Annotated in this window: 31 protein-coding genes; 18 read left to right on the top strand and 13 right to left on the bottom strand. The window is 72.2% G+C overall.

Annotation, left to right across the window (positions count from 1 at the left end; genetic code table 11):
• Positions 1-351: 351 nt before the first annotated feature.
• Positions 352-1,578: a cobalamin-independent methionine synthase II family protein gene (locus HP445_RS15440; protein WP_128779793.1), complete on the top strand. Its 1,227-nt coding sequence runs from the start codon at positions 352-354 to the stop codon at positions 1,576-1,578.
• Positions 1,579-1,793: 215 nt separating this feature from the next.
• On the opposite strand, the gene HP445_RS15435 is transcribed toward HP445_RS15440, so the two are convergent.
• A complete protein-coding gene (locus HP445_RS15435) occupies positions 1,794-2,756 on the bottom strand; it encodes an SDR family NAD(P)-dependent oxidoreductase (protein ID WP_111235116.1) in 963 nt (320 codons plus the stop codon).
• 75 nt (positions 2,757-2,831) lie between these two features.
• Here HP445_RS15435 and HP445_RS15430 point away from each other — a divergent pair, with 75 nt between their 5' ends.
• Positions 2,832-3,092, top strand: a complete 261-nt coding sequence (locus HP445_RS15430) for a hypothetical protein (protein WP_071405277.1) — start codon at positions 2,832-2,834, stop codon at positions 3,090-3,092.
• A 103-nt stretch (positions 3,093-3,195) separates the two neighbouring features.
• Positions 3,196-4,050 (top strand): glycoside hydrolase family 16 protein, encoded by an 855-nt coding sequence (locus HP445_RS15425; protein ID WP_128779791.1) that lies wholly within the window; start codon positions 3,196-3,198, stop codon positions 4,048-4,050.
• A gap of 25 nt (positions 4,051-4,075) precedes the next feature.
• Here the strand turns inward: HP445_RS15425 and HP445_RS15420 are convergent, their stop codons facing one another.
• Together HP445_RS15420 and HP445_RS15415 are read right to left on the bottom strand one after the other, a co-directional pair.
• Complete coding sequence (locus HP445_RS15420) at positions 4,076-4,276, bottom strand: hypothetical protein (RefSeq protein WP_128779790.1); 201 nt, start codon at positions 4,274-4,276, stop codon at positions 4,076-4,078.
• A gap of 38 nt (positions 4,277-4,314) precedes the next feature.
• Positions 4,315-4,653, bottom strand: coding sequence for a DUF3140 domain-containing protein (locus HP445_RS15415; RefSeq protein ID WP_128779789.1), 339 nt, complete (start codon positions 4,651-4,653; stop codon positions 4,315-4,317).
• A 114-nt stretch (positions 4,654-4,767) separates the two neighbouring features.
• On the opposite strand from HP445_RS15415, the gene HP445_RS15410 reads away from it, so the two are divergent.
• Positions 4,768-4,914 (top strand): hypothetical protein, encoded by a 147-nt coding sequence (locus HP445_RS15410; protein ID WP_164941096.1) that lies wholly within the window; start codon positions 4,768-4,770, stop codon positions 4,912-4,914.
• Positions 4,915-4,974: 60 nt separating this feature from the next.
• Positions 4,975-5,922: a methyltransferase family protein gene (locus HP445_RS15405; protein ID WP_128779788.1), complete on the top strand. Its 948-nt coding sequence runs from the start codon at positions 4,975-4,977 to the stop codon at positions 5,920-5,922.
• Here the strand turns inward: HP445_RS15405 and HP445_RS15400 are convergent.
• The 3 genes from HP445_RS15400 to HP445_RS19230 form a co-directional block, all read right to left on the bottom strand.
• Positions 5,903-6,319, bottom strand: a complete 417-nt coding sequence (locus HP445_RS15400) for a VOC family protein (RefSeq protein WP_128779787.1) — start codon at positions 6,317-6,319, stop codon at positions 5,903-5,905. The genes HP445_RS15405 and HP445_RS15400 overlap by 20 nt on opposite strands.
• A gap of 242 nt (positions 6,320-6,561) precedes the next feature.
• Positions 6,562-7,176: a DapH/DapD/GlmU-related protein gene (locus HP445_RS15395; RefSeq protein WP_084741016.1), complete on the bottom strand. Its 615-nt coding sequence runs from the start codon at positions 7,174-7,176 to the stop codon at positions 6,562-6,564.
• Positions 7,177-7,318: 142 nt separating this feature from the next.
• Entirely contained in the window at positions 7,319-8,275 is a 957-nt protein-coding gene (locus HP445_RS19230) for an AraC family transcriptional regulator (protein ID WP_164941095.1), read from the bottom strand.
• Between the two features lie 106 nt (positions 8,276-8,381).
• Between HP445_RS19230 and HP445_RS15385 the strand changes: the two genes are divergently transcribed.
• Entirely contained in the window at positions 8,382-8,711 is a 330-nt protein-coding gene (locus HP445_RS15385) for a hypothetical protein (protein WP_128779785.1), read from the top strand.
• 24 nt (positions 8,712-8,735) lie between these two features.
• On the opposite strand, the gene HP445_RS15380 is transcribed toward HP445_RS15385, so the two are convergent.
• The gene (locus tag HP445_RS15380) at positions 8,736-9,050 is read right to left on the bottom strand and encodes a hypothetical protein (protein WP_128779784.1); all 315 of its coding nucleotides are present in this window, start codon (positions 9,048-9,050) and stop codon (positions 8,736-8,738) included.
• 189 nt (positions 9,051-9,239) lie between these two features.
• On the opposite strand from HP445_RS15380, the gene HP445_RS15375 reads away from it, so the two are divergent.
• Together HP445_RS15375 and HP445_RS15370 are read left to right on the top strand one after the other, a co-directional pair.
• The gene (locus HP445_RS15375) at positions 9,240-10,073 is read left to right on the top strand and encodes an SDR family oxidoreductase (protein ID WP_111100596.1); all 834 of its coding nucleotides are present in this window, start codon (positions 9,240-9,242) and stop codon (positions 10,071-10,073) included.
• A 137-nt stretch (positions 10,074-10,210) separates the two neighbouring features.
• A complete protein-coding gene (locus tag HP445_RS15370) occupies positions 10,211-10,708 on the top strand; it encodes a hypothetical protein (RefSeq protein WP_128779783.1) in 498 nt (165 codons plus the stop codon).
• A gap of 25 nt (positions 10,709-10,733) precedes the next feature.
• On the opposite strand, the gene HP445_RS15365 is transcribed toward HP445_RS15370, so the two are convergent.
• Complete coding sequence (locus tag HP445_RS15365) at positions 10,734-11,081, bottom strand: hypothetical protein (protein WP_128779782.1); 348 nt, start codon at positions 11,079-11,081, stop codon at positions 10,734-10,736.
• A gap of 507 nt (positions 11,082-11,588) precedes the next feature.
• Between HP445_RS15365 and HP445_RS15360 the strand changes: the two genes are divergently transcribed.
• Positions 11,589-12,746, top strand: coding sequence for a glycosyltransferase family 4 protein (locus tag HP445_RS15360; protein ID WP_128779781.1), 1,158 nt, complete (start codon positions 11,589-11,591; stop codon positions 12,744-12,746).
• A gap of 166 nt (positions 12,747-12,912) precedes the next feature.
• On the opposite strand, the gene HP445_RS15355 is transcribed toward HP445_RS15360, so the two are convergent.
• Complete coding sequence (locus HP445_RS15355) at positions 12,913-13,581, bottom strand: arsenate reductase/protein-tyrosine-phosphatase family protein (protein WP_128779780.1); 669 nt, start codon at positions 13,579-13,581, stop codon at positions 12,913-12,915.
• A 45-nt stretch (positions 13,582-13,626) separates the two neighbouring features.
• Here HP445_RS15355 and chrA point away from each other — a divergent pair, with 45 nt between their 5' ends.
• Both chrA and HP445_RS15345 read left to right on the top strand, forming a co-directional pair.
• On the top strand, positions 13,627-14,847 hold the full coding sequence (gene chrA, locus HP445_RS15350; RefSeq protein WP_128779779.1) for a chromate efflux transporter: 1,221 nt from the start codon (positions 13,627-13,629) through the stop codon (positions 14,845-14,847).
• A gap of 14 nt (positions 14,848-14,861) precedes the next feature.
• Complete coding sequence (locus HP445_RS15345) at positions 14,862-15,254, top strand: arsenate reductase ArsC (protein ID WP_128779778.1); 393 nt, start codon at positions 14,862-14,864, stop codon at positions 15,252-15,254.
• Here HP445_RS15345 and HP445_RS15340 read toward each other — a convergent pair.
• Together HP445_RS15340 and HP445_RS15335 are read right to left on the bottom strand one after the other, a co-directional pair.
• Entirely contained in the window at positions 15,232-16,044 is an 813-nt protein-coding gene (locus HP445_RS15340) for an alpha/beta hydrolase (RefSeq protein WP_128779777.1), read from the bottom strand. The two genes, HP445_RS15345 and HP445_RS15340, sit on opposite strands and share 23 nt — an antisense overlap.
• Positions 16,045-16,046: 2 nt before the next feature.
• Positions 16,047-16,574, bottom strand: a complete 528-nt coding sequence (locus tag HP445_RS15335) for a phenolic acid decarboxylase (RefSeq protein ID WP_128779776.1) — start codon at positions 16,572-16,574, stop codon at positions 16,047-16,049.
• Between the two features lie 63 nt (positions 16,575-16,637).
• Between HP445_RS15335 and HP445_RS15330 the strand changes: the two genes are divergently transcribed.
• Positions 16,638-17,108 carry a MarR family winged helix-turn-helix transcriptional regulator gene (locus HP445_RS15330; protein ID WP_017885670.1) on the top strand — a complete coding sequence of 157 codons (471 nt, stop codon included), beginning with the start codon at positions 16,638-16,640 and terminating at the stop codon, positions 17,106-17,108.
• 195 nt (positions 17,109-17,303) lie between these two features.
• Positions 17,304-18,314, top strand: coding sequence for a nuclear transport factor 2 family protein (locus HP445_RS15325; protein ID WP_241660352.1), 1,011 nt, complete (start codon positions 17,304-17,306; stop codon positions 18,312-18,314).
• Positions 18,315-18,339: 25 nt separating this feature from the next.
• Here HP445_RS15325 and HP445_RS15320 read toward each other — a convergent pair whose 3' ends face one another.
• Positions 18,340-18,915, bottom strand: coding sequence for a GrpB family protein (locus HP445_RS15320; protein ID WP_128779775.1), 576 nt, complete (start codon positions 18,913-18,915; stop codon positions 18,340-18,342).
• Positions 18,916-18,974: 59 nt separating this feature from the next.
• Complete coding sequence (locus HP445_RS15315; protein ID WP_241660351.1) at positions 18,975-20,174, bottom strand: MFS transporter; 1,200 nt, start codon at positions 20,172-20,174, stop codon at positions 18,975-18,977.
• A 125-nt stretch (positions 20,175-20,299) separates the two neighbouring features.
• Between HP445_RS15315 and HP445_RS15310 the strand changes: the two genes are divergently transcribed.
• The 5 genes from HP445_RS15310 to HP445_RS15290 all read left to right on the top strand — a co-directional run bounded on the left by HP445_RS15310 (position 20,300) and on the right by HP445_RS15290 (position 23,646).
• A complete protein-coding gene (locus HP445_RS15310) occupies positions 20,300-20,857 on the top strand; it encodes a cyclophilin-like fold protein (protein ID WP_164941094.1) in 558 nt (185 codons plus the stop codon).
• Between the two features lie 70 nt (positions 20,858-20,927).
• Positions 20,928-21,770 carry an SDR family NAD(P)-dependent oxidoreductase gene (locus HP445_RS15305; protein ID WP_128779773.1) on the top strand — a complete coding sequence of 281 codons (843 nt, stop codon included), beginning with the start codon at positions 20,928-20,930 and terminating at the stop codon, positions 21,768-21,770.
• A 73-nt stretch (positions 21,771-21,843) separates the two neighbouring features.
• Complete coding sequence (locus tag HP445_RS15300; RefSeq protein WP_128779772.1) at positions 21,844-22,692, top strand: alpha/beta fold hydrolase; 849 nt, start codon at positions 21,844-21,846, stop codon at positions 22,690-22,692.
• A complete protein-coding gene (locus HP445_RS15295) occupies positions 22,685-23,257 on the top strand; it encodes a TetR/AcrR family transcriptional regulator (RefSeq protein ID WP_111095176.1) in 573 nt (190 codons plus the stop codon). The genes HP445_RS15300 and HP445_RS15295 overlap by 8 nt, the downstream gene beginning before the upstream one ends.
• Positions 23,254-23,646 (top strand): hypothetical protein, encoded by a 393-nt coding sequence (locus HP445_RS15290; RefSeq protein WP_128779771.1) that lies wholly within the window; start codon positions 23,254-23,256, stop codon positions 23,644-23,646. The genes HP445_RS15295 and HP445_RS15290 overlap by 4 nt, the downstream gene beginning before the upstream one ends.
• Positions 23,647-23,665: the final 19 nt, after the last annotated feature.

The following is a 23,665-nucleotide window of genomic DNA, read 5'->3' as shown; positions in this document are numbered from 1 at the left end:
TCGACCGTACGACTCGTGGCCCGGCGTCGCGACGATCGTGTCGCCGTGCGTCGGCGGGCGGGCGGCGGTGCGGGGCGGGCGGTGGCCGGGTCGATGCGGAACGACACCGTCGACGTCGTCCGACATCGACCCTGTCGTTCGCACGCGCGTGCAACCGTCTGCGCGCGCAACAGGCGACCGAGTCGGTGTCGTCCGACATCGACCCTGTCGTTCGGCGTCCGCACGAAGCCACAGTCGCGCAACGTAACGGGCCGGACCCCTCGTGGCAGAGTGGCACTGCAGCGCACCGCGAAGCCTCGCGCGCGGCCCCCGACTCCCGACAGTCCGCACCCATCGAGAGGAAGGCAGCGCATGCCCTTCGAGAACACCGACCGCATCCAGGCCACCACGGCCGGATCGCTCCCCCGCACCCCCGAGCTCATCGCCGCGAACGCCGCACGGCCCGTGGCCGCCGACGGCTTCACGCTCGAGACCACCAACGAGGTCCGAGCCCTGACGAGCGCGGCCGTCGACGACGTCGTCGCACGGCAGACCGCGCTGGGCATCACGCAGCCCGGTGACGGCGAGTTCGGCAAGGCGATGTCGAACAGCGTCGACTACGGCGCCTGGTGGGGCTACTCGTTCCAGCGCGTCAGCGGCCTGAGCCTGACCGACGAGAACATCTTCTCGCAGCAGCCGGTCCGGTCCACCCCGGGGAACATCCGGCTGACGAGCTTCCCGGACCGCCGCGACTGGACGATCTTCCACGATGCCTACACCGACCCCGAGTCGGGCATCGGCACCGGCAAGAACGCCACCGCGTTCCCGACCACCACCGGCCCGATCACCTACACCGGCCACGAGGCCGCGGCCACCGACGCCGCGAACCTCAAGCACGCGGTCGAGGCCGCCGGCGCGGACAACGGCTTCATCACGGCGCTCTCCCCCGGCTCCGCCGCCCGCATCGCGAACGAGTACTACGCGACCGAGGAAGAACACATCTGGGCGTGGGCGGACGCCCTGCGCGAGGAGTACACGACGATCCTCGACGCCGGCCTCGTGCTGCAGATCGACGACCCCTCGATCGCCGAGAACTGGGACCAGATCAACCCCGAGCCGAGCATCGAGGACTACCGCGCCTTCACCCGCATCCGTGTCGAGGCGCTCAACCACGCACTGCGGGGCCTCGACACCAGCCGCGTGCGCTTCCACCTGTGCTGGGGCTCCTGGCACGGGCCGCACACCACCGACATCGAACTCCGCCACATCGTCGACCTGATGCTCGACATCGACGCCGGTGCGTACTCGTTCGAGGCCGCGAACGCCCGCCACGAGCACGAGTGGACCGTCTGGCAGGACGTCACCCTGCCCGAGGGCAAGGTCATCGTCCCGGGTGTCGTCGGCCACGCCACGAACGTCGTCGAGCACCCTGACCTCGTCGCGCAGCGCATCGAGCGGTTCGCCTCGGTCGTCGGGCGCGAGCGCGTCATCGCCGGCACGGACTGCGGCCTCGGCGGCCGCGTGCACCCGCAGATCGCCGCGGCGAAGCTCGAGTCCCTCGGCGAGGGTGCCCGGCGCGCGAGCGCGAAGCTCTTCTAGCCGCCCGTTCCTTCCCAGAACAGCTGCGATACCTGGCGGGATCGGGCGTCCTTGCCACGAAGAACACGCCAGGTACGCCCGATTTCGCCAGGTACGCCCGGTTCGGGAAGGTACGCCCGGTTCGGGCAGGTACGCCCGGGTGTGGACGCACGCACGGACGGACGGGAGGCCCGGTGCCAGCTGGCACCGGGCCTCCAGACCGTCAGCGGATGCGTCTACCGACGCGAGCGGCCGAGGACGACCGCCGCGCCGGCAGCGGCGACGCCGAGCCAGACGAGGGGGCGCGTGACGCGCCGTCGCTTCGCGACCCATCCGCCGTCCGTCGCGTTCGCGGCGTCGGCGGGGGCGTAGAGGTTCCCGTCGGTCGGGGCGCCCTCGCCACGGAGCGCGAACGTCTCCACCATCGGCTTCGTGATCTTGTGGAACAGGCCCGGGAACACGTACTGCAGCGGCACGAGCGACGCCTGGATGCGTCCGACGAAGCGGTAGCGCTTGGGGTGCGTGGCGGCCTGCACGACGGCACGGCCGGCTCGCTCGACCGAGACGGTGGGCGGCAGCGGGTGCGAGGTCTTGCCGGTGTAGTTGGCACCGTTCTGGTAGATCGGGGTGTCGATCGTGGACGGCAGCAGCGCGGTGAACTTGATGCCGGTGCCCGCGAACTCGTCACCGAGCACGTCGACCAGGCCGAGCGCAGCGTGCTTGCTCGTCACGTACGCCGACTGGTACGGCGCCGAGAGCAGCGACTGGATCGAGCCGACGAGCACGTAGGTGCCCTTCCCGCGCTGCTTCCAGTGCGGCAGCAGGTGCGTGATCGCGTTGAGGTGCCCGTACAGGTTCGTGTCGACGACGCGCTTGAACGCCTCGGTGGGGGTCTGCTCGAACAGGCCGTAGACGAACAGGGCCGCGTTGCCGACGAAGACGTCGATGCGACCGAAGCGGGTCGTCACGGTGCCGATGAGGTCCTTGACCTGGTGCTCGTCGGCGACGTCGGTCGGGATCGCGATCGCCTCGGCGCCGAGCTTCCGGCACTCGGCGGCTGCGGCCTCGAGCGAGTCATGCCCGCGTGCGGCGAGCACGAGGGTGGCGCCCTGCCGGGCGAACTCGTGTGCGGCGGCCCTCCCGATGCCGCTCGATGCTCCGGTGATGACGACGATCTTCCCGCGGTACCGATGTCCCATGTGTCCTTGGTACCCGGCCGTGGTCCGTTCCCGCACAGCCGGGTCGTACCCCTGCACGCGGTGCGAAGATGGAGCATGCGCAAGGACGACCTGACCGTCGACGAAGCCGCGGTCATCGCCGAGCACGCCCGCGCCGGTGTCCTCGACGTCGACGACCCCGAGGTGCGGAAGGTCGTCGAGCAGGCGAACCGGGTGCTGGTCCGTGCACAGATGTGGGGCGAGGAGCGGAGCCCGAAGCTGCGGCGTCGCCGACGGCTCATCGCGGTCGGCGCCCTCGTGATGGTGCTCGTCTGGGTCGCGGGCCTGCTCGTGCCGCTCGCGATGCGCTTCGGCTGACGGGTGCGTCCCGCGGACGAAGCGGGATCCGGGCCTGTTCAGGTGCGGCCGGATGGTGCATGATCCGACGACCACACCACCATCGCGCTGCAGGGAGCACGACATGGACCAGCACATCGATCGACGGCGCTTCATGACGCTCGGACTCGCCGGCGCCGCGACGACCGCCCTCGGCGCGACGGCGATCCCGGATGGCTCGGCACAGGCCGTGACCGGAGCTGCGGCGCCGACCGCTGCGCCCGTGCTGCTCGCCGCCGACGAGTTCGACGGCCCGGCCAGCAGCGCGCCGAACCCCGGGATCTGGCGGTACGACCTGGGTGCCGGCGGCTGGGGCAACGCCGAGCTGCAGACCTACACGGACTCGCGACGGAACGCGGCGCTCGACGGCGCCGGCAACCTCGTGATCACCGCACACCGCGAAGCCGACGGCTCGTACTCGTCGGCCCGGCTGAAGTCCGAGAGCACCTACACCGCGCAGTACGGCCGCATCGAGGCGCGGATCCGGATCCCCCGCGGCCAGGGCATCTGGCCGGCGTTCTGGATGCTCGGCGCGGACATCGGGCAGGTCGGCTGGCCGGCGTGCGGGGAGATCGACGTCATGGAGAACGTCGGGTACGAGCCGGGGATCGTGCACGGCACCGTGCACGGGCCCGGGTACTCCGGCGCGCAGGGCATCTCGGCTGCGTACACAATCCCGTCCGGAGCAGCGTTCGCCGACGACTTCCACGTGTACGGGGTCGACTGGCGCCCCGGGTCGATCACCTGGACGGTCGACGGTGTTGCGTACCGGACGGTCACCCGGGCCGACGTCGGCTCGGCCCCGTGGGTGTTCGACAAGCCGTTCTTCGTGATCCTCAACGTGGCGGTCGGCGGGAACTGGCCGGGTTCGCCCGACGCCTCGACACGGTTCCCGCAGCAGATGACCGTCGACTGGCTGCGGGTCCACCAGAACGGTTAGCCGCGATCGCCGAGGCGGACGAGCGTCAGGGACGGCGGTTCGCCCGGGCGACGAGCCACAGGTACGTGCTGTGCCCGACCAGGGCGAGTCCGAAGAACACCGCGGCGACCGCGTAGACCCGGTCGAGCTTGCCCTGCCCGATCACGAGCATCACGACGCAGAACACGACGGCGATCGCGAGGACACCGACCTGCACGGTCGACCAGATCCGTCGGAAGCGCGGCATGCCCGTCTCGTTCACACCACCCATTCTGCCCGATGCCGTCAGTGCTTCTCCGGGTCGTGGCCCCAGTTCATGAGCGAGTACCGCCAGGGGGTGTCGTGCACGTCGCCGTCGGGCCGCTGCTGTGAGTGCCGGGCGACGTAGCCGACGACCTTCCGCATGTGCGCCAGGTCGTCGTCGGTGCGGTCGGCCTTGTGCTTCTCGAGGATGCGGATGATGTGCCGGCCGCTCTCGTGCCCGGTCGACTCGCCGCCGCCCGAGGGCTTCTGCCCGACGGACTTCGACTCGTCGGTGTCGAGCCACTTCCGCAGCTCGGTGGCGGTCATGTTCACCGCGTCGTCGAAGTCGGCTCGGGTCTGCTCGTCGTCGTGCTCGCTCATGCGGTCGAGCAAACCCGGCGGTGCTGGACGACTGCGCAGGGCGGGCCGGGTCAGATGGGAATGGAACGGCCCCGCCCGGTGTCGAACACTCCACCGACCACGAAGGAGCCCACCATGAGCCTCGACCTCCACAAGAGCACCGGCGCCGGAACCGTCACCGACGAGCGCGCCTGCCTGCCGAAGCCCGTCCTGCCCACCCTGCACGACGAGCGCACCCCGTCCTTCGGTCGCTGGCTCGGACAGATCAACCACACCGACTGACCCACCAGCGGGAGCGCGCCCACGGCCCGGGCCCTCGCAGCGCACTGCTACCGTGCACCCATGTCCTGGGGCCGGCGGTACTACGCGCTGCAAGCCGTCGGTGGAGCGGCCTGGTGGATCGCCGTCGCGACGCTGCCGTGGGTCCGCACGGCGACGCTCGGCTCGCTCGACCCGGTGCTCGTCGCCGTGTTCGACGTCCCGCTGTTCGTCGTCGGCTCATCGCTCGCCGCCGCCGGTGTCCGGGCCGCCGCGGTGGTCACGACGGTGTGGACCGTCCTGGTGCTCGTCGCCCTGAGCGTCTGGGCCACCGTGACCGGCGAGGCCGGCTGGGGCGTGCTCGTCATGCTCGCCGCCACGATCGGCTCGGCCCTCGCCCTCGCCCTGGTGCTGCTCGGACGGATCCCGACGGAGTGGGTGACGAGCGGTCCGCTGCGGATCCGCACCGCTGACGCCAGCGCCCCGCGCTCCCGGCACGTCACCGCGACCGTGCTGCAGATCGTCGTCTTCTGGGGCCTGTTCCTCGGGGTGTTCCCCATGGTCATCGCGTTCGCCGAGCACCGCTGGGGCCTCCACCCGCAGCTGCCGGCACCCTTCGTCACCGCCCTCACCGTCGTCGGTGTGGTCGTACTCCTGCTGGCCAGCGCGCTCGGCATCGCGTCGGCGGCGGCGATGTCGACGAAGGGCGAGGGCACGCCGCTGCCGTCGGCCACCGCGAACCGCCTGGTGGTCGCCGGGCCGTACCGGTCGGTGCGGAACCCGATGGCCCTGGCCGGCATCACGCAGGGGGTCGCCGTCGGGCTGCTGCTGTCGTCGTGGCTGGTCGTCGTCTACGCGGTCGCCGGTTCCGTGGTCTGGAACTGCATCGTCCGCCCGCTCGAGGAATCCGACCTGGAGGAACGGTTCGGCGACGACTTCCGCCGCTACGCCGAGCAGGTCCGGTGCTGGGTGCCGCGGTGGCCGGTGCCGGCACGCGTGGATTCGGTGCCGCTCAGCTCGTCGCGCCGCTGATGTTGACGAGCCACGACACCCCGTGGCGGTCGGTCAGCATGCCGAAGGTGTCACCCCACGGCGCGGTGGTGAGTGATTCGATGATCGTCGCGCCCTGCGCGAGGCCGTTCCACCAGCGCGTCAGCAGCTCGTGGTCGTCACCGCTGAGCGACAGCGAGATGCTGCTCTCGGCCGGCGTCGGCATGCCGGACGGTGCGTCCGAGGCCATCAGGAGCAGGCCCTCGTCGCCGTCGAGCTGGCCGTGCATCACCTTGTCGGCGTCGGCGGGGTCCTGGCTCATGCCGGCTTCACCGAACGTGCCGATGGTGAGCGTGCCGCCGAAGACCGAGTGGTAGAACTCGAGCGCTTCGCGGGCGCCGCTCCGGAACCCGAGGTAGGGGTTGAGGCGAACGGTCATGACGGTCTCCCTCGTCCTGCGCGGGCGCCGTCGCCCGCGTCGTGGTCATGTTGGCAGAGTGCGCGTCCCCGCGGAAGGAGACGCCGTCGTCTTCGTTCGGCGCCGCCAGGTCGTCGAGACGCCTCCACTTTCGGCGGCGTCTCGACGGCGGGGCGGCGTCGCAGCGGGACGCCGGCGTATTCGAAGCGGCACCGACGCCGGACGGGAGGCACGTGGCGGCGCCGCCACGGGCCTCCAGGCCGTCACGCGGCGGGGTCCACCACCGGCGGTCGCGCGGACGGGGCGAGCTCACGGATGCGCTTCGCGGGGACGCCGGCGTAGACGCCGTGCGCCGCCAGGCGGCCGACGACCACGGCGCCGGCGGCGACCACCACATCGTGCTCGATGTGGGCGCCCGGCAGGATCGTGGCGCGGCCGCCGATCCAGACGTGTTCCTCGACGACCACCGGGCGGCCGGTCGCGACGTCGCTCCACCGCCCCTCGGCGTCGATCTCGTGGTGGCTCGTCATGATGAGCACCTGCATCCCGATTGCGGTGTTCGCACCGATCGTCACGGGGGCCACGGCCTCGACGGTCACGTTGCGGTTGCAGAACACGCCCCGGCCGATGGTGAGGTGCTTCGGGTCACCCGTCAGCGAGAACCCGGTGCCCACTCCGGACTCGGCGCGTGCCCCGGCGGCACGGAGCAGCAGCCGCCGGACGATCCGGGGCAGCAGCGGGGATCCGAGCAGTGCGGTGAAGACGAAGTGCTCACGGGCGTAGGAGGCGTCCTCGACGAGCCGACGGCCGAACGTCGACGGATCGGTCGTCGGCGGGACGGCCGCGGTCGGGACGGGTGGTGCTGCTGAGCCGGCCATGGGGTCTCCAGTCGTCGTGGCTGCGTGTCCGTGCAGCGCAAACGTAGGGCGACGATCGTCGGCGATCGGCCGGACGGCGGGCGGTTGCGGGATTCTTGCGGGGCCGCGCGGCTGCGGGGCTGCGGGGCTGCGCGGCTGCTCGCTACGCGCGGGCGCCGTCGCGCGCGGTGGACGCCGTCTGCCGGGGCAGCTCGCCGAACTCCTCGCGGTAGCTCCCCGCGAACCGGCCGAGGTGGGCGAACCCGGTGGCCCGGGCGATCTCGGCGATGCTCCGCCCGTCGCCCGACTCGAGCTGTTCGCGCGCGAGCAGCAGCCGGATGCGACGCAGGTACATGGTCGGGGTGATGCCGTGGTGCCGCTGGAACGCCGCCTGCACGCCGCGCACGCTCAGGCCGGCGGCCTCGGCGACGTCGTCGACGGTGATCTGCTCGGTGGCGTGCTCGAGCAGGAAGGTCTCGGCGCGGGCGAAGCGGGCGGTGGAGGCCATGACCGGCTCGTGCTGCCCGACCGGCCAGTGCGGGATCGCGGTGAGCAGACCGCCGGCGGCGAAGCGCGCGAGCTCCCGCTCGCGTTCGATCGGGACGCCGTCCGATCCGGCCAGCACCTCTTGTGCGACGGACCGCACCATGAGCCACCAGGCAGCGAGCGGGGCTCCCTCGGGGACGTGCCGCGGACGGAACTCGATGGGACCGGGGGCCCAGTCCCCGCGCTCGGCGGCGACCTGCTCGACGATCGAGCGGTCGATGCGCAGGACGTCCTTGTTGCAGGCGATCCAGCGGAAGCGCTGGGGCCCCTGACGGAAGAGCGTCGGGCGGCCGATCTTCACGGTGTTCTCGTCGAGCTGGGCGACTCCGGACTTCATCCAGAAGATCATCATCGCGTCGCCGGGCTCGATCGTGCCGCTCAGGACCCCGGTGCAGCGGGTCGACTCGAGCGACAGCAGCGCCGTTCCGCGCACGCGCTCCTCGAACACGAACTCGGCGTCCGTCGGTTCGACCGACAGCCCGTGGGTGATGTGCGTCCGGGCCATCGCCTCGGCCGCGACCGACGGCTCGGCGGTCTGGATCTCCCGCAGCAGGCGGTGCATGGTCTCGGGCACGTGATGATCCTGACGACAAGTCGGCGTCGGCGCAACGAGCGACGCGCCGTGTTCCTGTACGGCGGCCAGCCGAAGCCCTGTTTGCTGTGCAGATGGAGGCCCGGACATGAAGCAGATCCAGTACGACCGATCGACGATCTTGACGAGCGACGACGTGGCCGACGCCGTGATCGAGTACGCCGCAGCCCTGGCCGGTGGCAACCGGGCGGACACCGTCGCGATCCCCTCGGTGGCGACGGACGGCACCATGACGACCACCAAGGTCCTCATCGGTCCGTCGAGTCAGCTCGTGGTCGAGGACGCCGACGAGGACGAGCTCGAGCGCGAGGACGCGGTGTTCGTGGCACGGCTGCGTGCCGCCGCACTGACGTTCGAGCACGACGAGGTGATCCACGCGGACACCCGGACGGACCTGACCGAGGGGCCGGTGGCGTAAGCAGCGCCCCCGCGGAGCGACCGCTCAGCGCCCGAGGTCCGGCGGCGTCGCGTTGGGGTCGACGGCGAGCACGGCCTCCGTGCGCCGTGCGATCTCGAGCAGGAACGCGTCGCCCTCGGGCTCGAGGTCGTCATCCGGGGCGGGCTCCACGGCCACCGGGACGGACGGGGCCAGCAGCACCTCGACGGTGCTCGCCACCCCGAAGTCGTCGGCCGTCGGGATCGACACGACGTCGCTCAGCCGACTCTGGTGCAGAGCGGCGGCGTACCGGATCACCGCGTCGGCGATCGAGTCGCTCGTCAGGACACGGACGGTGCCCGCGTAGTTCACGTACTTCAACGTTGCTCCCTGGTGAAGAGGAGCTTCCGTCGCGGTGACGGTTCCCTGATCCGGTGCCACGGTAGGCGGCCGACGTGCCGGGTACACATCTTCGAGCACCGAACGGGGTACGCCGTGACCCTGGACAGGCGTTCAGTGGCGCCCGCCCAGCATCGGGGACGTCCAGGGAAACCGACCACAGGGAGAGACATGACCGAGCAGCAGCAGCCCCCGGGGAGCGACCAGGAACTCACCCCGAAGGCCGACCACGGTGAGGAGTCGTACCGCGGCTCCGGCAAGCTCACCGGCAAGCGGGCCGTCATCACCGGCGGGGACAGCGGCATCGGGAAGGCCGTCGCGATCGCGTTCGCGCGTGAAGGTGCTGACGTCCTGATCAGCTACCTGCCGGAAGAGGAGGACGACGCGCAGGACACGAAGCGCTGGATCGAGGAGGCCGGTCGGAAGGCCGTGCTGTTCCCGGGCGACGTGAGCGACCCCGCGTACTGCCGATCCGTCATCGACCGGGCGGTCTCGGAACTCGGCGGGCTCGACGTCCTCGTGAACAACGCCGCCTACCAGATGACCCACGAGACGATCGAGGAGATCAGCGACGAGGAGTGGGACCACACCCTCGCGACGAACCTCAGCGCCTACTTCCACCTCGTCAAGGCCGCGCTGCCGCACCTCGGCCCGGGGTCGTCGATCATCGGCTCGAGCTCGGTGAACTCCGACAACCCGAAGCCGAACCTGGCGCCCTACGACGTCACCAAGGCGGGCGTCGCGAACCTGTCGGCCGCGCTGGCGCAGCTGCTCGGGGAACGCGGCATCCGCGTGAACAGCGTCGCACCCGGTCCGATCTGGACGCCGCTGATCCCGTCGACGATGCCGCCGGAGCAGGTCGAGCAGTTCGGCAAGCAGTCGCCGCTCGGCCGTCCCGGCCAGCCGGCCGAGCTCGCACCCGTCTACGTGCTGCTCGCCAGTGACGACGGCAGCTACGTCTCCGGCGCGCGGGTCGCCGTGACCGGCGGCACCCCGATCCTGTGACGGGACGCCGGTCCGGCAACGGGACCAGGTGACGGACGGGAGGCCCGGGGCACGACGTGCGCCGGGCCTCCCGTCCGTCGTCGGGGGACGCTCCTGGCTGAACCGCCGCCCACCAGGGCCGGCCTACGTTCAGGGCCATGTCCACGCGAGCGAAGACCGTCACGGCGCTGTTCGGCGCCGCCACCGTAGCCCTCCTGCTCACCGCCTGCGACCCCGGCGGAGCGCAGAACATCAACCCCGTCGGCAAGGTCCCCGGCTCCGAGGAGAAGTCCCAATCGGCCCAGTGCGACGTGGCCGCCAGCGCCGCCGTCGACATGATCGACAAGGCCGTCGGGTCGCACGACACCGCCGAGTTCGCGAACATCCAGAAGGGTGACGGCGGCTGGTACCTCGGTGCCGCGATCGTCCCCGCGGACAGCAACGACTCGAACGACGACGAGGTCACCATCTGGGCGACCACCGCCGACCCCACGGCCGACGACTTCGACGGTCCGCTGTACGCCGTGAACGACGTCGCCAAGCAGGCCGTCGCCGACGAGACGACCACCACCTCGGATGCGCCGACGCCGTTCGCCGACGACTCGAAGGCCGCCGAGCAGGTCGAGAGCTGCGTCGTCGAGGCGTCCGACCGCTAGTCGTCGGACACCGCGCAGTGGCCGATCAGTCCTTGGGCTGGTCGGCCACTTCCACGTCCACGTGGTAGTCGTCGCCGCCGTCGGTGCTGATCGTGGACACCGAGTCGTAGACCACGTCGTAGCCCGCCGTGTTCACGTCGCAGTGCACCTCGGCGCCGTCCTCGATCGCGATGTCGTCCGCACCGCAGTCGACCTCGGGCGTCGCGTCCGAGACGTCCGCCAACGCGTCGACGACGACGCGTTCGAAGGCGTCCGGTGTGACGGTCCGTGACGACGACGTCGACACCGTGCACCCGCTGAGCGTCACCGCCAGGGCGATCGTCGCGGTGAGCGTCGTGAGTGCGGTGATGGCGCGCTGGTGCTGGTGGTGCATGGTGTCCCCCGTGGCCCCCTGGCCGCTGCTCGCCCCGAGATCGGGGACCGGCAGTTCCTCGACGATAGCGGGAAGGTGCGAGGACGTCTGCCACGAGTTCGGGTCAGGAGCAGACGTCCTCGCGCTACGACGCCGTCGGGTTCGACGCGGTGGTCATGACGAGGCCAGCCCGGGAACGGGGGGGGTCGGGCACCCGCCGGTACGGTCCGGCGGGGTAGCTTCCGGAGACTGTACGACGACCACGGCTCAGACGTGTACAGGATCCGCCGGAACCGGACAATTCCTGACCGTCCGCCGCGCACCCCGGCCTGGGCGTCCGCCCGGGGAGTCGTGAAGGCCCGCTCAGCAGCACAGCGGCTCACTAGACGATCGTCTTCTGAACGCCTACGGTTCCCAGCACCCCGTTCCGCTCCCGAACCGTGAGAGACCGCATGCGCAGCCCCCGCCAGACCACCGTGCTCGAGACCGGCCGCTGACGTGGTGGCGGCGAAGGCGACGGTCCTGCTCGTGAGCGACTTCCCCCTGTCGGCGATGCGGGGTGAACGCGCCGCGCTGGTCGAGCAGGCGAAGGCCTTCGCCGAGTCCGGTCACGTCGTCTGGGTGGCGACTCCGCGCTCGAGCGAGACCGCGGAGCTGCGGAAGCACGGCGTCCGCCTGTTCGAGGTCGAACCGTCGATCAGCGCGCCGGAGAGCGACCTGCCGGTGGTCCGCAACTCGGTCCGTGTCCGCCGGTGCCTCGGCACGCTGATGCTCGAGGAACGGATCGACCTCGTCGTCACCCACTCGGACTTCGGCCTCGCCGCGGCGGCGCTGACCACGGCGCGCTCCCTCGAGCTGCCGACGATCCACACCGTGCACGGCTCGGCGCCGGTCCGGGGCCGGACCGCGGCGGCGATGGCGCCCCTCGCACGGCACGCGCACCGTGTGGTGACCGGCATCCGGCCCACGCGGCACCGCTTCACGGGGCACCCCATGGACGACGCGCGCCGCAACATGGCCGTGGCCGTTTCGAGGGCGGCCGACGTCGTCGTCACCCCGACGACGCGGCAGGCCCGTGTCCTGCGCGAGGCCGGCGTCGGCCCGGTCCACGTGGTGCCCAACGCCCTCGGCCGCCGGCCGGTCGAACCGCCGCCGGCGCCGGAGCTCGGCCCACTCCGGCTCGTCTGGGCGTCGCGGTTCACCCCGGACAAGCGCCTCGACGTCCTCCTCAACGCGATCCGGCTGGTGGAGATCCGACTCGGGGCACACGCCGTGCGGGTCGACGTCGCCGGCGGGACCGTCCCCCCGACCCGAACGCCGGTGTCGGTCCGTGTCCACGGCCGCCTGTCGTCGCAGGCTGTCCACGACCTGCTGCTGTGCGGACACGCGGCGGTGGTCTGCTCGCTCGAGCACGACGGCCAGCCGATGACCGCGCTCGAGGCATTCCGGGACCACCGTCCGGTCATCGTGTCCGACATCCGCCTGGCGAGCGAGTTCGGCTCCGCCGCCGTCCTGACCGACGACGAGACCGCGTTCGGGCTCGCCACGACGATCATCGAACTCGCCTCGGACCGGACGCTGTTGCGGCCGCACACCGCCGCCGCGATCGAGCACGCGCGGCTCGCGACGGCGGAGCGGCACACCGATCAGGTCCTCCGGCTGGTCGCCGGCAGCTGCCGGCCCTGAGTGACGGCTCCCCCGCGAGCGCGCGCCGCCCTGGGCGCACCACGGGACGGACGGGAGGCACGGTTCGGGCCCGCCCCGGGCCTCCAGTCCGCAGGCGGTCGAGCAAAGGAGAACGCCCCGATGAGGAGGGGGGATCTCATCGGGGCGTTCCGTTCGTGGGGCCGCGTCAGGCGGCGAGGCGCGCAGCGAGCGCGGTGGCGCGGGACCGGAGGTCCGCGTAGGTGGCCTCGTACGCGTCCGGCGTGCCGACGCGCGAGGGGTTCGGCATCGACCAGTGCAGGCTGTCGCCGTCGTCGATCGACTCGTGCGCGCGGTCGCAGACCGTGACGACCAGGTCGCCGTCGGCGACGGTGTCGCGGAAGGCACGCGGGACGTGGTCGCCGAGGTCCAGGCCGTGGCGTTCCCCGACGGCGACCGCCCCGGGGGCGATGGCGGCCGCGGGACGCGTCCCGCCCGACAGCGAACCGATCTCGCTGACCTGCGCCCAGACGCCCGCGGCCAGCGGGGAGCGCGCGGAGTTGCCGGTGCAGACGAACAGCACGCGGGACACCGGTCGGCGCACCGCTGCCGTACCGTGCGGGACACCGCTCGGCTCGAGGTGCAGGTAGCTGCGGCGCCCGTCGCCGTCGGAGCGGCGTCGCGTGACCAGACCGGCCTGCTCGAGGACGCGCAGGTGGTGCGCCAGGAGCGGCCCGGAGATCCCGAGGGCGGCCCGCACCTCGCTCGGGCTGGCGTCGGACGCGGCGAGCAGGTCGACGATCGCCAGGCGGGCGACGTCGCCGAGGGCCGCGTGCTGCGCCGCACGCCGCTCGAGGTCCTGCCGCCCGGTGTTCATCGGTTCAATGTTGACTGAACCATCTACCGTCGTCAAGATGAGCGGGTGACGACCAACCCCGAGCCCCTGCGGTCGTCCGCGGCATCGGTGTTCCTGGTGTTCCTGCGGCTCGGGCTGACCTCGTTCGGCGGACCGGTCGCACACCTCGGGTACTTCCGTGAAGCCTTCGTGGTGCGTCGCCGCTGGCTGCGGGACGACGCCTACGCCGACCTCGTCGCGCTGTGCCAGTTCCTGCCCGGACCGGCGTCGAGCCAGGTCGGCATGGCGCTCGGGCTGCAGCGCGCCGGACTGCTCGGGCTCCTCGCCGCGTGGTGCGGGTTCACCCTGCCGTCCGCGGTGCTGCTCGTCGCGTTCGCCCTGCTCGTGTCCGGCACGCCCGACCTGGCCGGCGCCGGGTGGCTGCTCGGGCTGCAGGCCGCCGCAGCCGCTGTGGTGGCGCAGGCGGTGCTCGGCATGGCGCGCTCGCTCACACCGGACCGCCGTCGGGCGACCATCGCGGCCGCCGCCGCGATCGTGGTGCTGCTCATCCCCGGCCCGGCGGCGCAGGTCGCGGTCATCGCGGTGTGCGGTGTGGTCGGCGTGCTGTGGCTCGGTCGGGTGGTCGACTCGGTCGAGGATGTCGGAGACACCCAGGACGCCGGCTCCCAGATCGCCGTGCGCCTCCCCCGCTGGGTCGCCGTGTCGGCGCTCGTCGCGTTCGCCGCCCTGCTCGTCGCGGCACCCGTGGCCGCGAGCGGCACCGGTGCCGTGCGCCTGTTCGGGGTCTTCGCGCAGGCGGGCTCGCTCGTCTTCGGCGGCGGCCACGTCGTCCTGCCGCTGCTCGAGTCACAGACCGTGGCCACGCACCTGGTGGGCCACGCGGACTTCCTGGCCGGGTACGGCGCCGCACAGGCCGTGCCCGGGCCGCTGTTCACCTTCGCCGCGTACCTCGGCGCCGTCGCCGACGGCAGTCCGAGCGGGCTCGTCGGCGCGGCGGTGGCACTCGTCGCGATCTTCCTGCCGGCGGCACTCCTGGTCATCGGCGCCCTGCCGTTCTGGCACGTGCTCCGTGCCCTGCCGTGGGCCCGGCGCGTGCTGGCCGGCGTGAACGCGGGGGTCGTCGGGCTCCTCGCCGCGGCGCTCTGGGACCCGGTCATCACCGAGGGAGTCCGCTCGGCACCCGCACTGGCGCTCGCCGTGGCCGCCTTCACCGCCCTCACCCGCTGGTCCGCTCCCCCGTGGGCCGTCGTCATCGGAGCCGGCCTGCTCGGCGCCGTCGTCCTCTGATCGGAGCACTCCACATGCCCACCGTCCTGTTCGTCTGCGTCCACAACGCCGGCCGTTCCCAGATGGCCGCCGGCTTCCTGCAGCACCTGGCGGGTGGACGCGTTGACGTCCGGAGCGCCGGCTCCGAACCCGCCGATGAGCTCAACCCCGTGGTCGTCGCAGCGATGCTCGAGGAGGGCATCGACATCCGGAACGAGCAGCCCGCGCTGCTCAGCACCGACTCCGTCCGCGCCGCGGACGTCGTCATCACGATGGGGTGCGGGGACGCCTGCCCGGTGTTCCCGGGCAAGCGCTACGAGGACTGGGAGCTCACGGACCCTGCGGGGCTCGACCTCGACTCCGTCCGGCGGATCCGCGACGACGTGCGCGCACGGGTGCAGGACCTCATCGCCCGGACCGCTCCCTGACGCGGTCGAGCAGGCGGTCGACGAGCTGCTCGCGCCACGGGACCGACGACCAGACGTGGTCCGCACCCTCGACCGCGGTGAACGTCGCCCCGCTGAGCAGTTCGCCGTAGCGCCGGCCGTACTCGACCGGGACGATCTCGTCGGCGGTGCCGTGCAGCACGTCGACCGGCCCGTCGTACCCGCGTGCCTGGGCGTAGACGTCGAGTCCGTCCCGGACCTCGTCGACGAACCCGCGCCCGAGGGCGGTCCCACCGAAGTCGAACCAGCCGCGGTCACGGACGGGTGCGAGCGGCTGCCCCTGGATGGTGTCGTGCACGGCGATGTCGTCGACCACGACCCCGGCCGGCGACCACAGGGTCAGGCTCCGGACCAGGTCGGGGACCCTCGCCGCCGCCATCGCCGACTCGACCGCGCCCAGGCTGTGGGCGACGACGTCGACCGGTGCCCCCTGGTCGGCCGAGAACGCCCGGATCATCGTGACGACCTGCTCGACCTCGTCGCCGATCGAGATGTCCGCGAACCGTCCGTCGCTCGTGCCGTGCCCGAGACGGTCGTAGGAGCGGACCGTCAGGCCGGTGTCGGTCAGGGCGGTCGCGGCCTGCACGAAGAGCTGGCGCGGACCGATCGACGAGTCACCGAACCCGTGCACGAACAGCACCGCGCCGCCGGCAGCCGCGGGCGCCGACGCCGACGCCGACGCCGGGCGGTACTCCCACCCCCGGAGCGCCCCGCCCCGGTGCTCGAGCCGGATGCTCGTCAGGGCACGCTCCAGCGGACGTTCCGCGGTCATGCTCAGTTGCTCCGGTCGGCGAACCCGGCCGGCAGGTCGGCGGGCGCAGTGTCGACGACGGTCTCGTCGTCCTGGCCGACGAACTCGAAGAGGGTGATGTGGGCGAACTCGGGGACGACGTAGATCGGGTAGGTGGGGCCGGCGTCGCGGTACTCGCGCATCCGGTCCAGGTGGTCGTTCTGGAACAGCACGGTCTTGCTGCCGTCCTCCTCGACCCAGTGCGGGAAGAAGATCGTGCCGTGCAGCACGCGCTCCCCCGGCACCACGGTCACGACGACGCTCGTGCCGGTGGGCTCGTTCCACGACACCTTGTAGACGCCGGCGGTGAGCACCACGAGATCGACCTGCTGGTCCTTGACCCAGCGCCCGCCGACCATGCCGGAGTGGATGCGGTAGTCGAGGGTGGTGGCGTTCTTGACGTACATCTCGTACTGCCAGCCGTTGGCGTACGTGTAGATGAACCGGTGTCCGACGATGCCGGAGAGGTCCTGCGACGGGACGGGCTGTGCGACTGAGGTGGTGATCGTCATGCACCCATCCTGCGCCAAACATAGTTTTGTCGCAAACCTTTTTCGAGGACCTAAGCTGAGGACATGGGCAGCGAGCACGACACCGCAGGACTCCGGGACATCGCCCGGCGGCTCAGCGACCAGGTCGGCCCGTTCCGCCGCACCCTGCTGAACGCATCACGCCGTGACGGTGCACTGCCGGAACTGCCCGACGCCCAGATCGAGGTCCTGCGACGACTCGACGAGGCCGGGTGGCTCACGCCGACGGCGCTCGGCCGGTCCCTCGGCCTCGCCCGCTCCACGGTCAGCAACCTCGTCACCGCGATGGAACGCGGCGGGCTCGTCCACCGGCGGCTCGCCACCGGTGACGGCCGCAGCACCGAGATCGCCCTGACCGAGCTCGCGTCCGAGCGGCTCCGGGTCTACGACGCCTCGGCCGAGCACGTCCTGGTCGGCGCGCTCGAACGCCTGGGCCCGGACGGGGTCGACGCGCTGCGCGCCGCGCTGCCCGTGCTCGCCGAGCTCCGTCTGGCCATCGACGAGCCCGGAGCGTAGGGATCGGCTGACAGTGCGGGTGAGCCGTCGCACAGGTCCGGCTCGTCGATCACCAGCGGGAGCGGGTCACCCTGGCAGCGCGCGCACAGGCCGCCCTGGAGGCGCGCACCGCGACTGAGAAGCCGGTCACGGTCGCAACGTGTGACGGCTCCAGGGCGCGCGTGGGCTTCCAGGGTCCGGTTCCATCGTTCTGCCGTGCAGACGACATCACTTCTCCCCATCATCGCCAAGGCGTGTGCGGTGGCAGCTCCGGTCGCCATCGCCGTGTCGCTCGTGGCCGGTCCGGCCGTGGCGGCACCCCTCCACACCTCCACCTCCTCCTCCACCTCCGTCACCACGGCGACCTCCGCGCACCACACGGTGAACCGTGCGGCGCGGACGACCTCGGGTGGCACGGCGGTCTCACGGCTCGACCGTCGCGCCGAGCAGCGCAACGAGGCCACCGTCCGGCACCTGTTCCGGTGCGCGTTCCGGTCGCCCGCGTCCGCGAAGGCCCGTGCGGCTGCACGGACCGCCGTCGCGACCGGTGCCGTCGCCCACGGTGCGACGAGCGCCTCGGGTCCGTCCGCGTTGCTCGCCGAGTTCACCGCCGACCGCTCCCGGGTGCCCGGTGCCCACGCCGTGATCAAGCACATCGCCGGTGACGCCGACCTGGTGGCCGTGCACTGGCAGATCACCGCGAAGCCGAAGGACGAACGCACCGGTGACGCCGCCGTCGACCTGTTCCGCATGCGCGACGGGCGCATCAGCGAGTGGTGGGCACTCCGTCAGACGGTCCCGACGGGCACGCCGGCCAGCGGCAACACGAACAGCATGTTCAGCGACCTGTACCCGGCCGCGAAGCGTGACCGTCACCTGACCGAGCGGCAGGAGGAGCACAACCGGGTGCTCGCCGTGACGGCGTACGACCGGCTGTTCCGCGACCACGACGTGTCCGTCCTCGACGAGAAGTTCGACCCGGCGTACCTGCAGCACAACTCGGTCGCCGCGAACGGCACGGCCGCGCTCAAGCAGTTCTTCGCCGGCAGCGCCGCGCAGAGCCTGCCGAAGCAGGAGTCCGTCATCTCGCTCGCCGACGGCGACCTGGTGTGGACGTTCTCGAAGCCGGTCGGGGCGAAGGCCGACGCCCCGTTCGGCGCGGCCGACCTGTTCCGGGTCGACGACAACCTGATCCGCGAGCACTGGGACGTCGTCCCGACGAGCTGAGGCTCGGCCGGAGGAGCCGCGCGTCTCAGGACGCGCGGCTCCGTCGTGCCCGCTCCTTGATCGCGGTGATGACGGCCGTCTTCGCCTCGGCGTAGGCGTTCATGTCGTCCCAGCTCCGGTCGAGCAGCTCCCGCTTCGTCCGTTCGTACAGCGCCCGGTCGTCGGCGTCGGCGCGCAGGTGGTCACGGAGGAGCAGGTACTCGTCGACCGCCGTCGCACCCCGCTCGTAGACGTGCACGTGGACGTCGCGGGCCGGCGTCCGGACCAGGCGGTGGCCCGGCTCGCGGACGCGCAGCTCGTACCCGGCGGCGAGGAGCTGGTCGAGGTACGTGGCCTCGGCGGTGACGTCGGCGACGACGACCACGATGTCGACGATGGGTTTCGCTGCCAGGCCGGGGACGGCCGTGGAGCCGATGTGCTCGACGACCGGGGCGTCCGCGCCGGAGCCGGGGAGGGCCTCCAGGATGCGTCGCCGGTGGTCGGCGAAGACCGCAGCCCACCCGCTGTCGGCGGGGTGCAGGGTCACGGTGACCGGTTCCGGGCCGCCGATGATCTCGACGGTCGTGACGTCCGGGCGGGGGTGGTCGTCGTCGTGGTGCACCCGGACATGATCGCAGCCCGTGGTCGTGGTCGCCGTCGCGGTCGCCGTCGTCGATCGCGTCAGAGCTTCGCGGGGAACGCCGATCCGCGGCCGATCACGGTGAGGAGCGCTGCGACCGCCCCGAACACGATCATCACCACGGCGAGCACCAGCCCGTCGAAGGCCGTCAGCAGGGCGGCCCCGAACAGGCCGGCCGCGAAGATCGCGATGTTGAACGCAACCGGCAGGAACGCGCTCGCGACGTCGGCGTCCTCGCCGCCGGCGGTCGTCAGGGCGGCCTGCAGCTGCGTGGAGGAACCGCCGAAGCCGATGCCCCACAGGCCCGCGGCCACCAGGACCGCGACCGGCGAGGTGTGCCCGACGAGCAGCACCACGCCCGCCAGGACGAACAGGCCGACGCTGCCGTGCAGCAGGGGTCGGGGGTGCCGGTCGAGCAGCGCGCCCGTCACGACGACGCCGAGGATCGCGGCGATCCCGTAGACGAGCAGCACCAGCCCGGCGCTCAGGTCGGTGCCGGTCGCCCGCAGGTACGGCGAGATGTACGTGTAGATCGTGTTGTGCGCCACCATCCACGTCGCGATCACCGCGAGGATGACCGCGATGCCGCGGATCCGGAACACCTGCACGACGGACAGCTTCGCGGCGCTCGTCTGCCCCGGGGCGTCCGGCACGAACAGCGCGATCAGCGCCAGGACCACCACGCCGACCAGGCTCAGCCCGATCAACGACGACCGCCAGCCCAGGGCGTTGCCGATGAAGGACCCGAGCGGGGTGCCCAGCGCGAACCCCACCGGCGCGCCCGTCGAGACGATCGCGAGCGACACCCCGGCGAAGCGGGCCGGGCTGATCCGCCGCGCGTAGGTGGCGAACATGCCCCAGATCGTCCCCGACATCGCGCCGGCGACGAACCGCGTGACCAGTGCGACCGCGACGTTCGGGGCGAACGCGGTCAGGGTGTTCGCGACGAGGAGCACGGCGATGGCGGCGACGATGAGCGGCTTGCGGCGGAACCCGCGGGTCAGGGCGATCGCCGGGACCGTGGCGATGACCGTCCCCATCGCGTACGCGCTGACGAACAGGCCGACCGTGCCCTCGCTCGTGCCCATCCCGTCGGCGATCGCCGGCAGCAGCCCGGCCGGCATCGTCTCCATGGCGACCAGGAGGAACCCGATCGCGGCGAGCAGGGCGAGCGGGAACCAGGGCAGTCGACCGTCGGTGGCCCGGTCGGTTGCGGGGAGGTCGGAGGTCGTCGTGGTCACGGACCGACGGTAGGGGCATGGTCCGGCGGACAGGGAGGTTCGGCTGGACCCCGTTTCGCCGGAGCCTCACTGGGCGGGTGGTGGTGGGGCTTCGATGGTGGTGTCCACGAACCGAGGGAGCCCCGATGCCCGTCCGCACCAGACGCCGTCCCGCCGCGGGTCCGCACCTCGCGCTGCGTCCACTCGCGCTGGCTCCGGTCGTCGCGCTGGTGGTGGGGGCGCTCGCCGGGTGCAGCGGCGTCGACCGCGCGGAGCCGCCTGCGTCGGCGCCGGCATCGGCGGCCGCGACTGCGACTGCTGCTCCCACGATCACCACCCCGACGGAGGCCGACCCCGTGCACATCACCATCGAGCTCGACGGCGAGACCCTGTCCGGCCGGTTCACCGACAGTGCGACGGCGCGCGCGCTGGCCGCCCGGCTGCCGGCGACGCTGACCTTCGCCGACTACGGCGGGCAGGAGCAGATCGCCCGGCTCCCCGCGCCGCTCGACACGACCGGCGCCCCGAGCACGAGCGATGCGCCGGCGGGCACCATCGCCTACTACGTGCCCGACCAGTCGATCGTCCTGTACTACACGGACGTCGGCAGCTTCCCGGGGATCGTGCCGATCGGCACCGTCGACGACGTCGGAGCGGTGCGCGACCTGCCGTCCGGCGCCGCCACCATCCGAGTGCGCGGCTGACGGGCGTCCGCCCCTTCCTCGCGTCCCTGCCTCGCCTCGCGTCCCTTCCACCGAACAGGAACCACACCCCATGACCGGAACCAGCACCTTCCTCATCACCGGCACGAGCCGCGGGATGGGCACCGACTTCGCCCGGACCGCCCTCGACGCCGGGCACCGGGTCGTGGCGACCGGACGCGACCCCGAGCGGGTCCGCGCCGTCCTCGGCGACCACGAGCGCCTGCTCGCCGTCGCGCTCGACGTGACCGACCCGGAGTCGGTCCGAGCCGCAGTCGACGCCGCGACCCACCGCTTCGGCGGCGTCGACGTCCTGGTGAACAACGCCGGGAGCTTCCAGGCCGGGTACTTCGAGGAGATCTCAGCCGAGCAGTTCCGCGCGCAGATGGAGACGAACTTCTTCGGAGCGCTCGCCGTGACGCGCGCCGTGCTCCCGGTCATGCGACGGCAGCGCTCCGGGCACGTCGTCAGCATCAGCTCCACCGCGGGCATCGTCGCCGGCGCCGGTGGGAGCGCCTACTCGGCGTCGAAGTTCGCGCTCGAGGGCTGGATGGAGGCCCTGCACGACGAGGTGGCTCCCTTCGGCATCCACACCACCGTGGTCGAGCCCGGCTTCTTCCGCACCGACCTGCTGGCCGAGGGCGACTCGACCTTCTGGGGCGACGTCGCGATCGACGACTACGCCCCGCTCTCGGCCGGGTCGAAGGAGTTCTTCCGCGGCATGCGGGGCAACCAGTCCGGCGACCCCGCGAAGCTCGCGCAGGTACTGCTGACGCTGATCGCGATGCCCGAGCCGCCGCTGCGGTTCGCCGCCGGAGCGGACAGCGTGGCGGGGATCGTGCAGAAGGGACAGCAGCTCGTCGAGCAGGCGCAGGCGTTCCCCGAGCTGTCGACCACGCTCGACCTGGATGCGTGACGACTGCCCCTTGCCACCGTCGGCTACGGATATTAGCCTATGAGTTACTACCCGTAGCCGAAGGAGCCACGTCATGCTCGAACACCTGGACACCGAGGGCGGCACGATCGCCTACGACCTCTCCGGAACAGGGCCGCTCGTGGTCCTCGCTCACGGCATGGGCGACAGCCGGCACGCCTACCGCTTCGTCGTGCCGGAGCTCGTCGCGGCCGGCTACCGGGTGGCGAACGTCGACCTCCGCGGCTGCGGCGACTCGAGCACCGGGTGGGACGGCTACCAGCGCGCCGACATCGCACGTGACCTCGTCGCGGTGGCCCGTCACCTCGGTGGCCCGGCCGTGGTCGTCGGGCAGTCCATCAGCGGGGGCGCGGCGACGATCGCCGCGGCCACCGCACCGGACCTGGTCGCGGGCATCGTCGAGCTGGCGCCGTTCACGCGCAAGCAGTCCGTCGACCTGGGCGGACTGCTGCGCAACCGCCGGCACCGCGCCGGCACCGTCCAGCTCGCGCGGGTCATGACGAGCGGCAGCCTGCCCGGCTGGCTCGCGTACCTCGACATCGCGGTCCCCGCCAAGCCCGCCGACTGGGCGACGGAGCGCAGCCGGATCGAGACGACCCTGCGGCAACCGGAGCGGATGGCGGTCCTCCGCGCCATGACCCGCACGTCGCCCGCCGACGCCGGCGAGCAGCTGGGTGCCGTCCGGTGCCCCGTGCTCGTCGTCGAGGGCAGTGCCGATCCGGACTGGGCCGCGCCCCGCGCCGAGGGCGAGCGGATCCTCGCCGACCTGCCGGACGGCCTCGGGGAACTCGCCGTGATCGACGGTGCCGGTCACTACCCCCACACCGAGACGCCGGCAGCGCTCCTCGCCCTGCTGCTGCCGTTCCTCGCCCGCACGCTGCCCGTCGCAGGTCCCGTTGCCTAGGGCGGGGCTCGACCCGGCGACCGTCACCGAGGCCGCTGCGACGCTGGCCGACGAGATCGGCCTGGCCCAGCTGAGCATGAGCGTCGTCGCCGACCGCCTCGGGGTGAAGGCACCGTCGCTGTACAAGCACGTCGACGGACTCGGCGACCTCACGCGCAGGATCGCGATCCTCGGCGCGAACGAGCTCGGTGACGCACTCCGCGACGCCATGCAGGGGCGCAGCGGTCGGAGTGCGCTCGAGGCGGCGGTGCAGACCGTGCGCCGGAGCGTCCGGGAGCACCCGGCGCGGTACCAGGCAGCCGTCGGCGTCCGGCCGACCGGTGCCGATGACCCCCTGGCGGTCGCACTCGGCCGCACCCTGGCGTCCTTCGCCGCGGCGCTCCGCGACTACCCGCTCGACCCCGCCGACGAGGTCCACGCGCTCCGGGTGCTCCGCAGCGTCCTGCACGGGTTCGCCACGATCGAGGCGTCCGGCGGGTTCCAGATGGACACGGACGTCGATGCGAGTGCCGCGTGGATGGTCGACTTCCTGGATCGCGGCTTCCGTGCCGCGACGACACGGTGACCGTGTCCACGGCGGCGCGCCCGTCGAGGCCCGTCGGTCACGACCCGCTGCGTGGCGGCCTGCGGTTCCTGGCGGAGCTCGTCGCGTGGGTGGCCGTGCCCTGGGCGCTCTGGCCCCACTCACCGGTGCTCGCGGTCGCCGCCGTGCTGGCCCTCGTCGTGCCGCCGGCGGTGTTCGGGACCCCGGGTGACCGCCCCGGCGGCGACCCGCCGGTCGCGGCACCGGGAGCGGTCACCATCGCGTCGGTCCTCGCGCACCTCGTGGGGGCGGTCGCTGCAGCCTGGGTCCTGTGGCCGACGGCGGTCGCGATCGCCGTCACCGCCCTGTGCGTCGCCGTCGTCGTCTCAGAACAGCCGCGGTGGCGCGCGCTGGTCGGACGCGGGCGCTGAGCCGTTCGTAGGCTGACGC

It is taken from the genome of Curtobacterium flaccumfaciens, assembly GCF_013359815.1.
Lineage (GTDB): Bacteria > Actinomycetota > Actinomycetes > Actinomycetales > Microbacteriaceae > Curtobacterium > Curtobacterium flaccumfaciens.
Note: the sequence above shows the minus strand (reverse complement) of the source record. Positions and strands in the feature narration are given on the sequence as shown.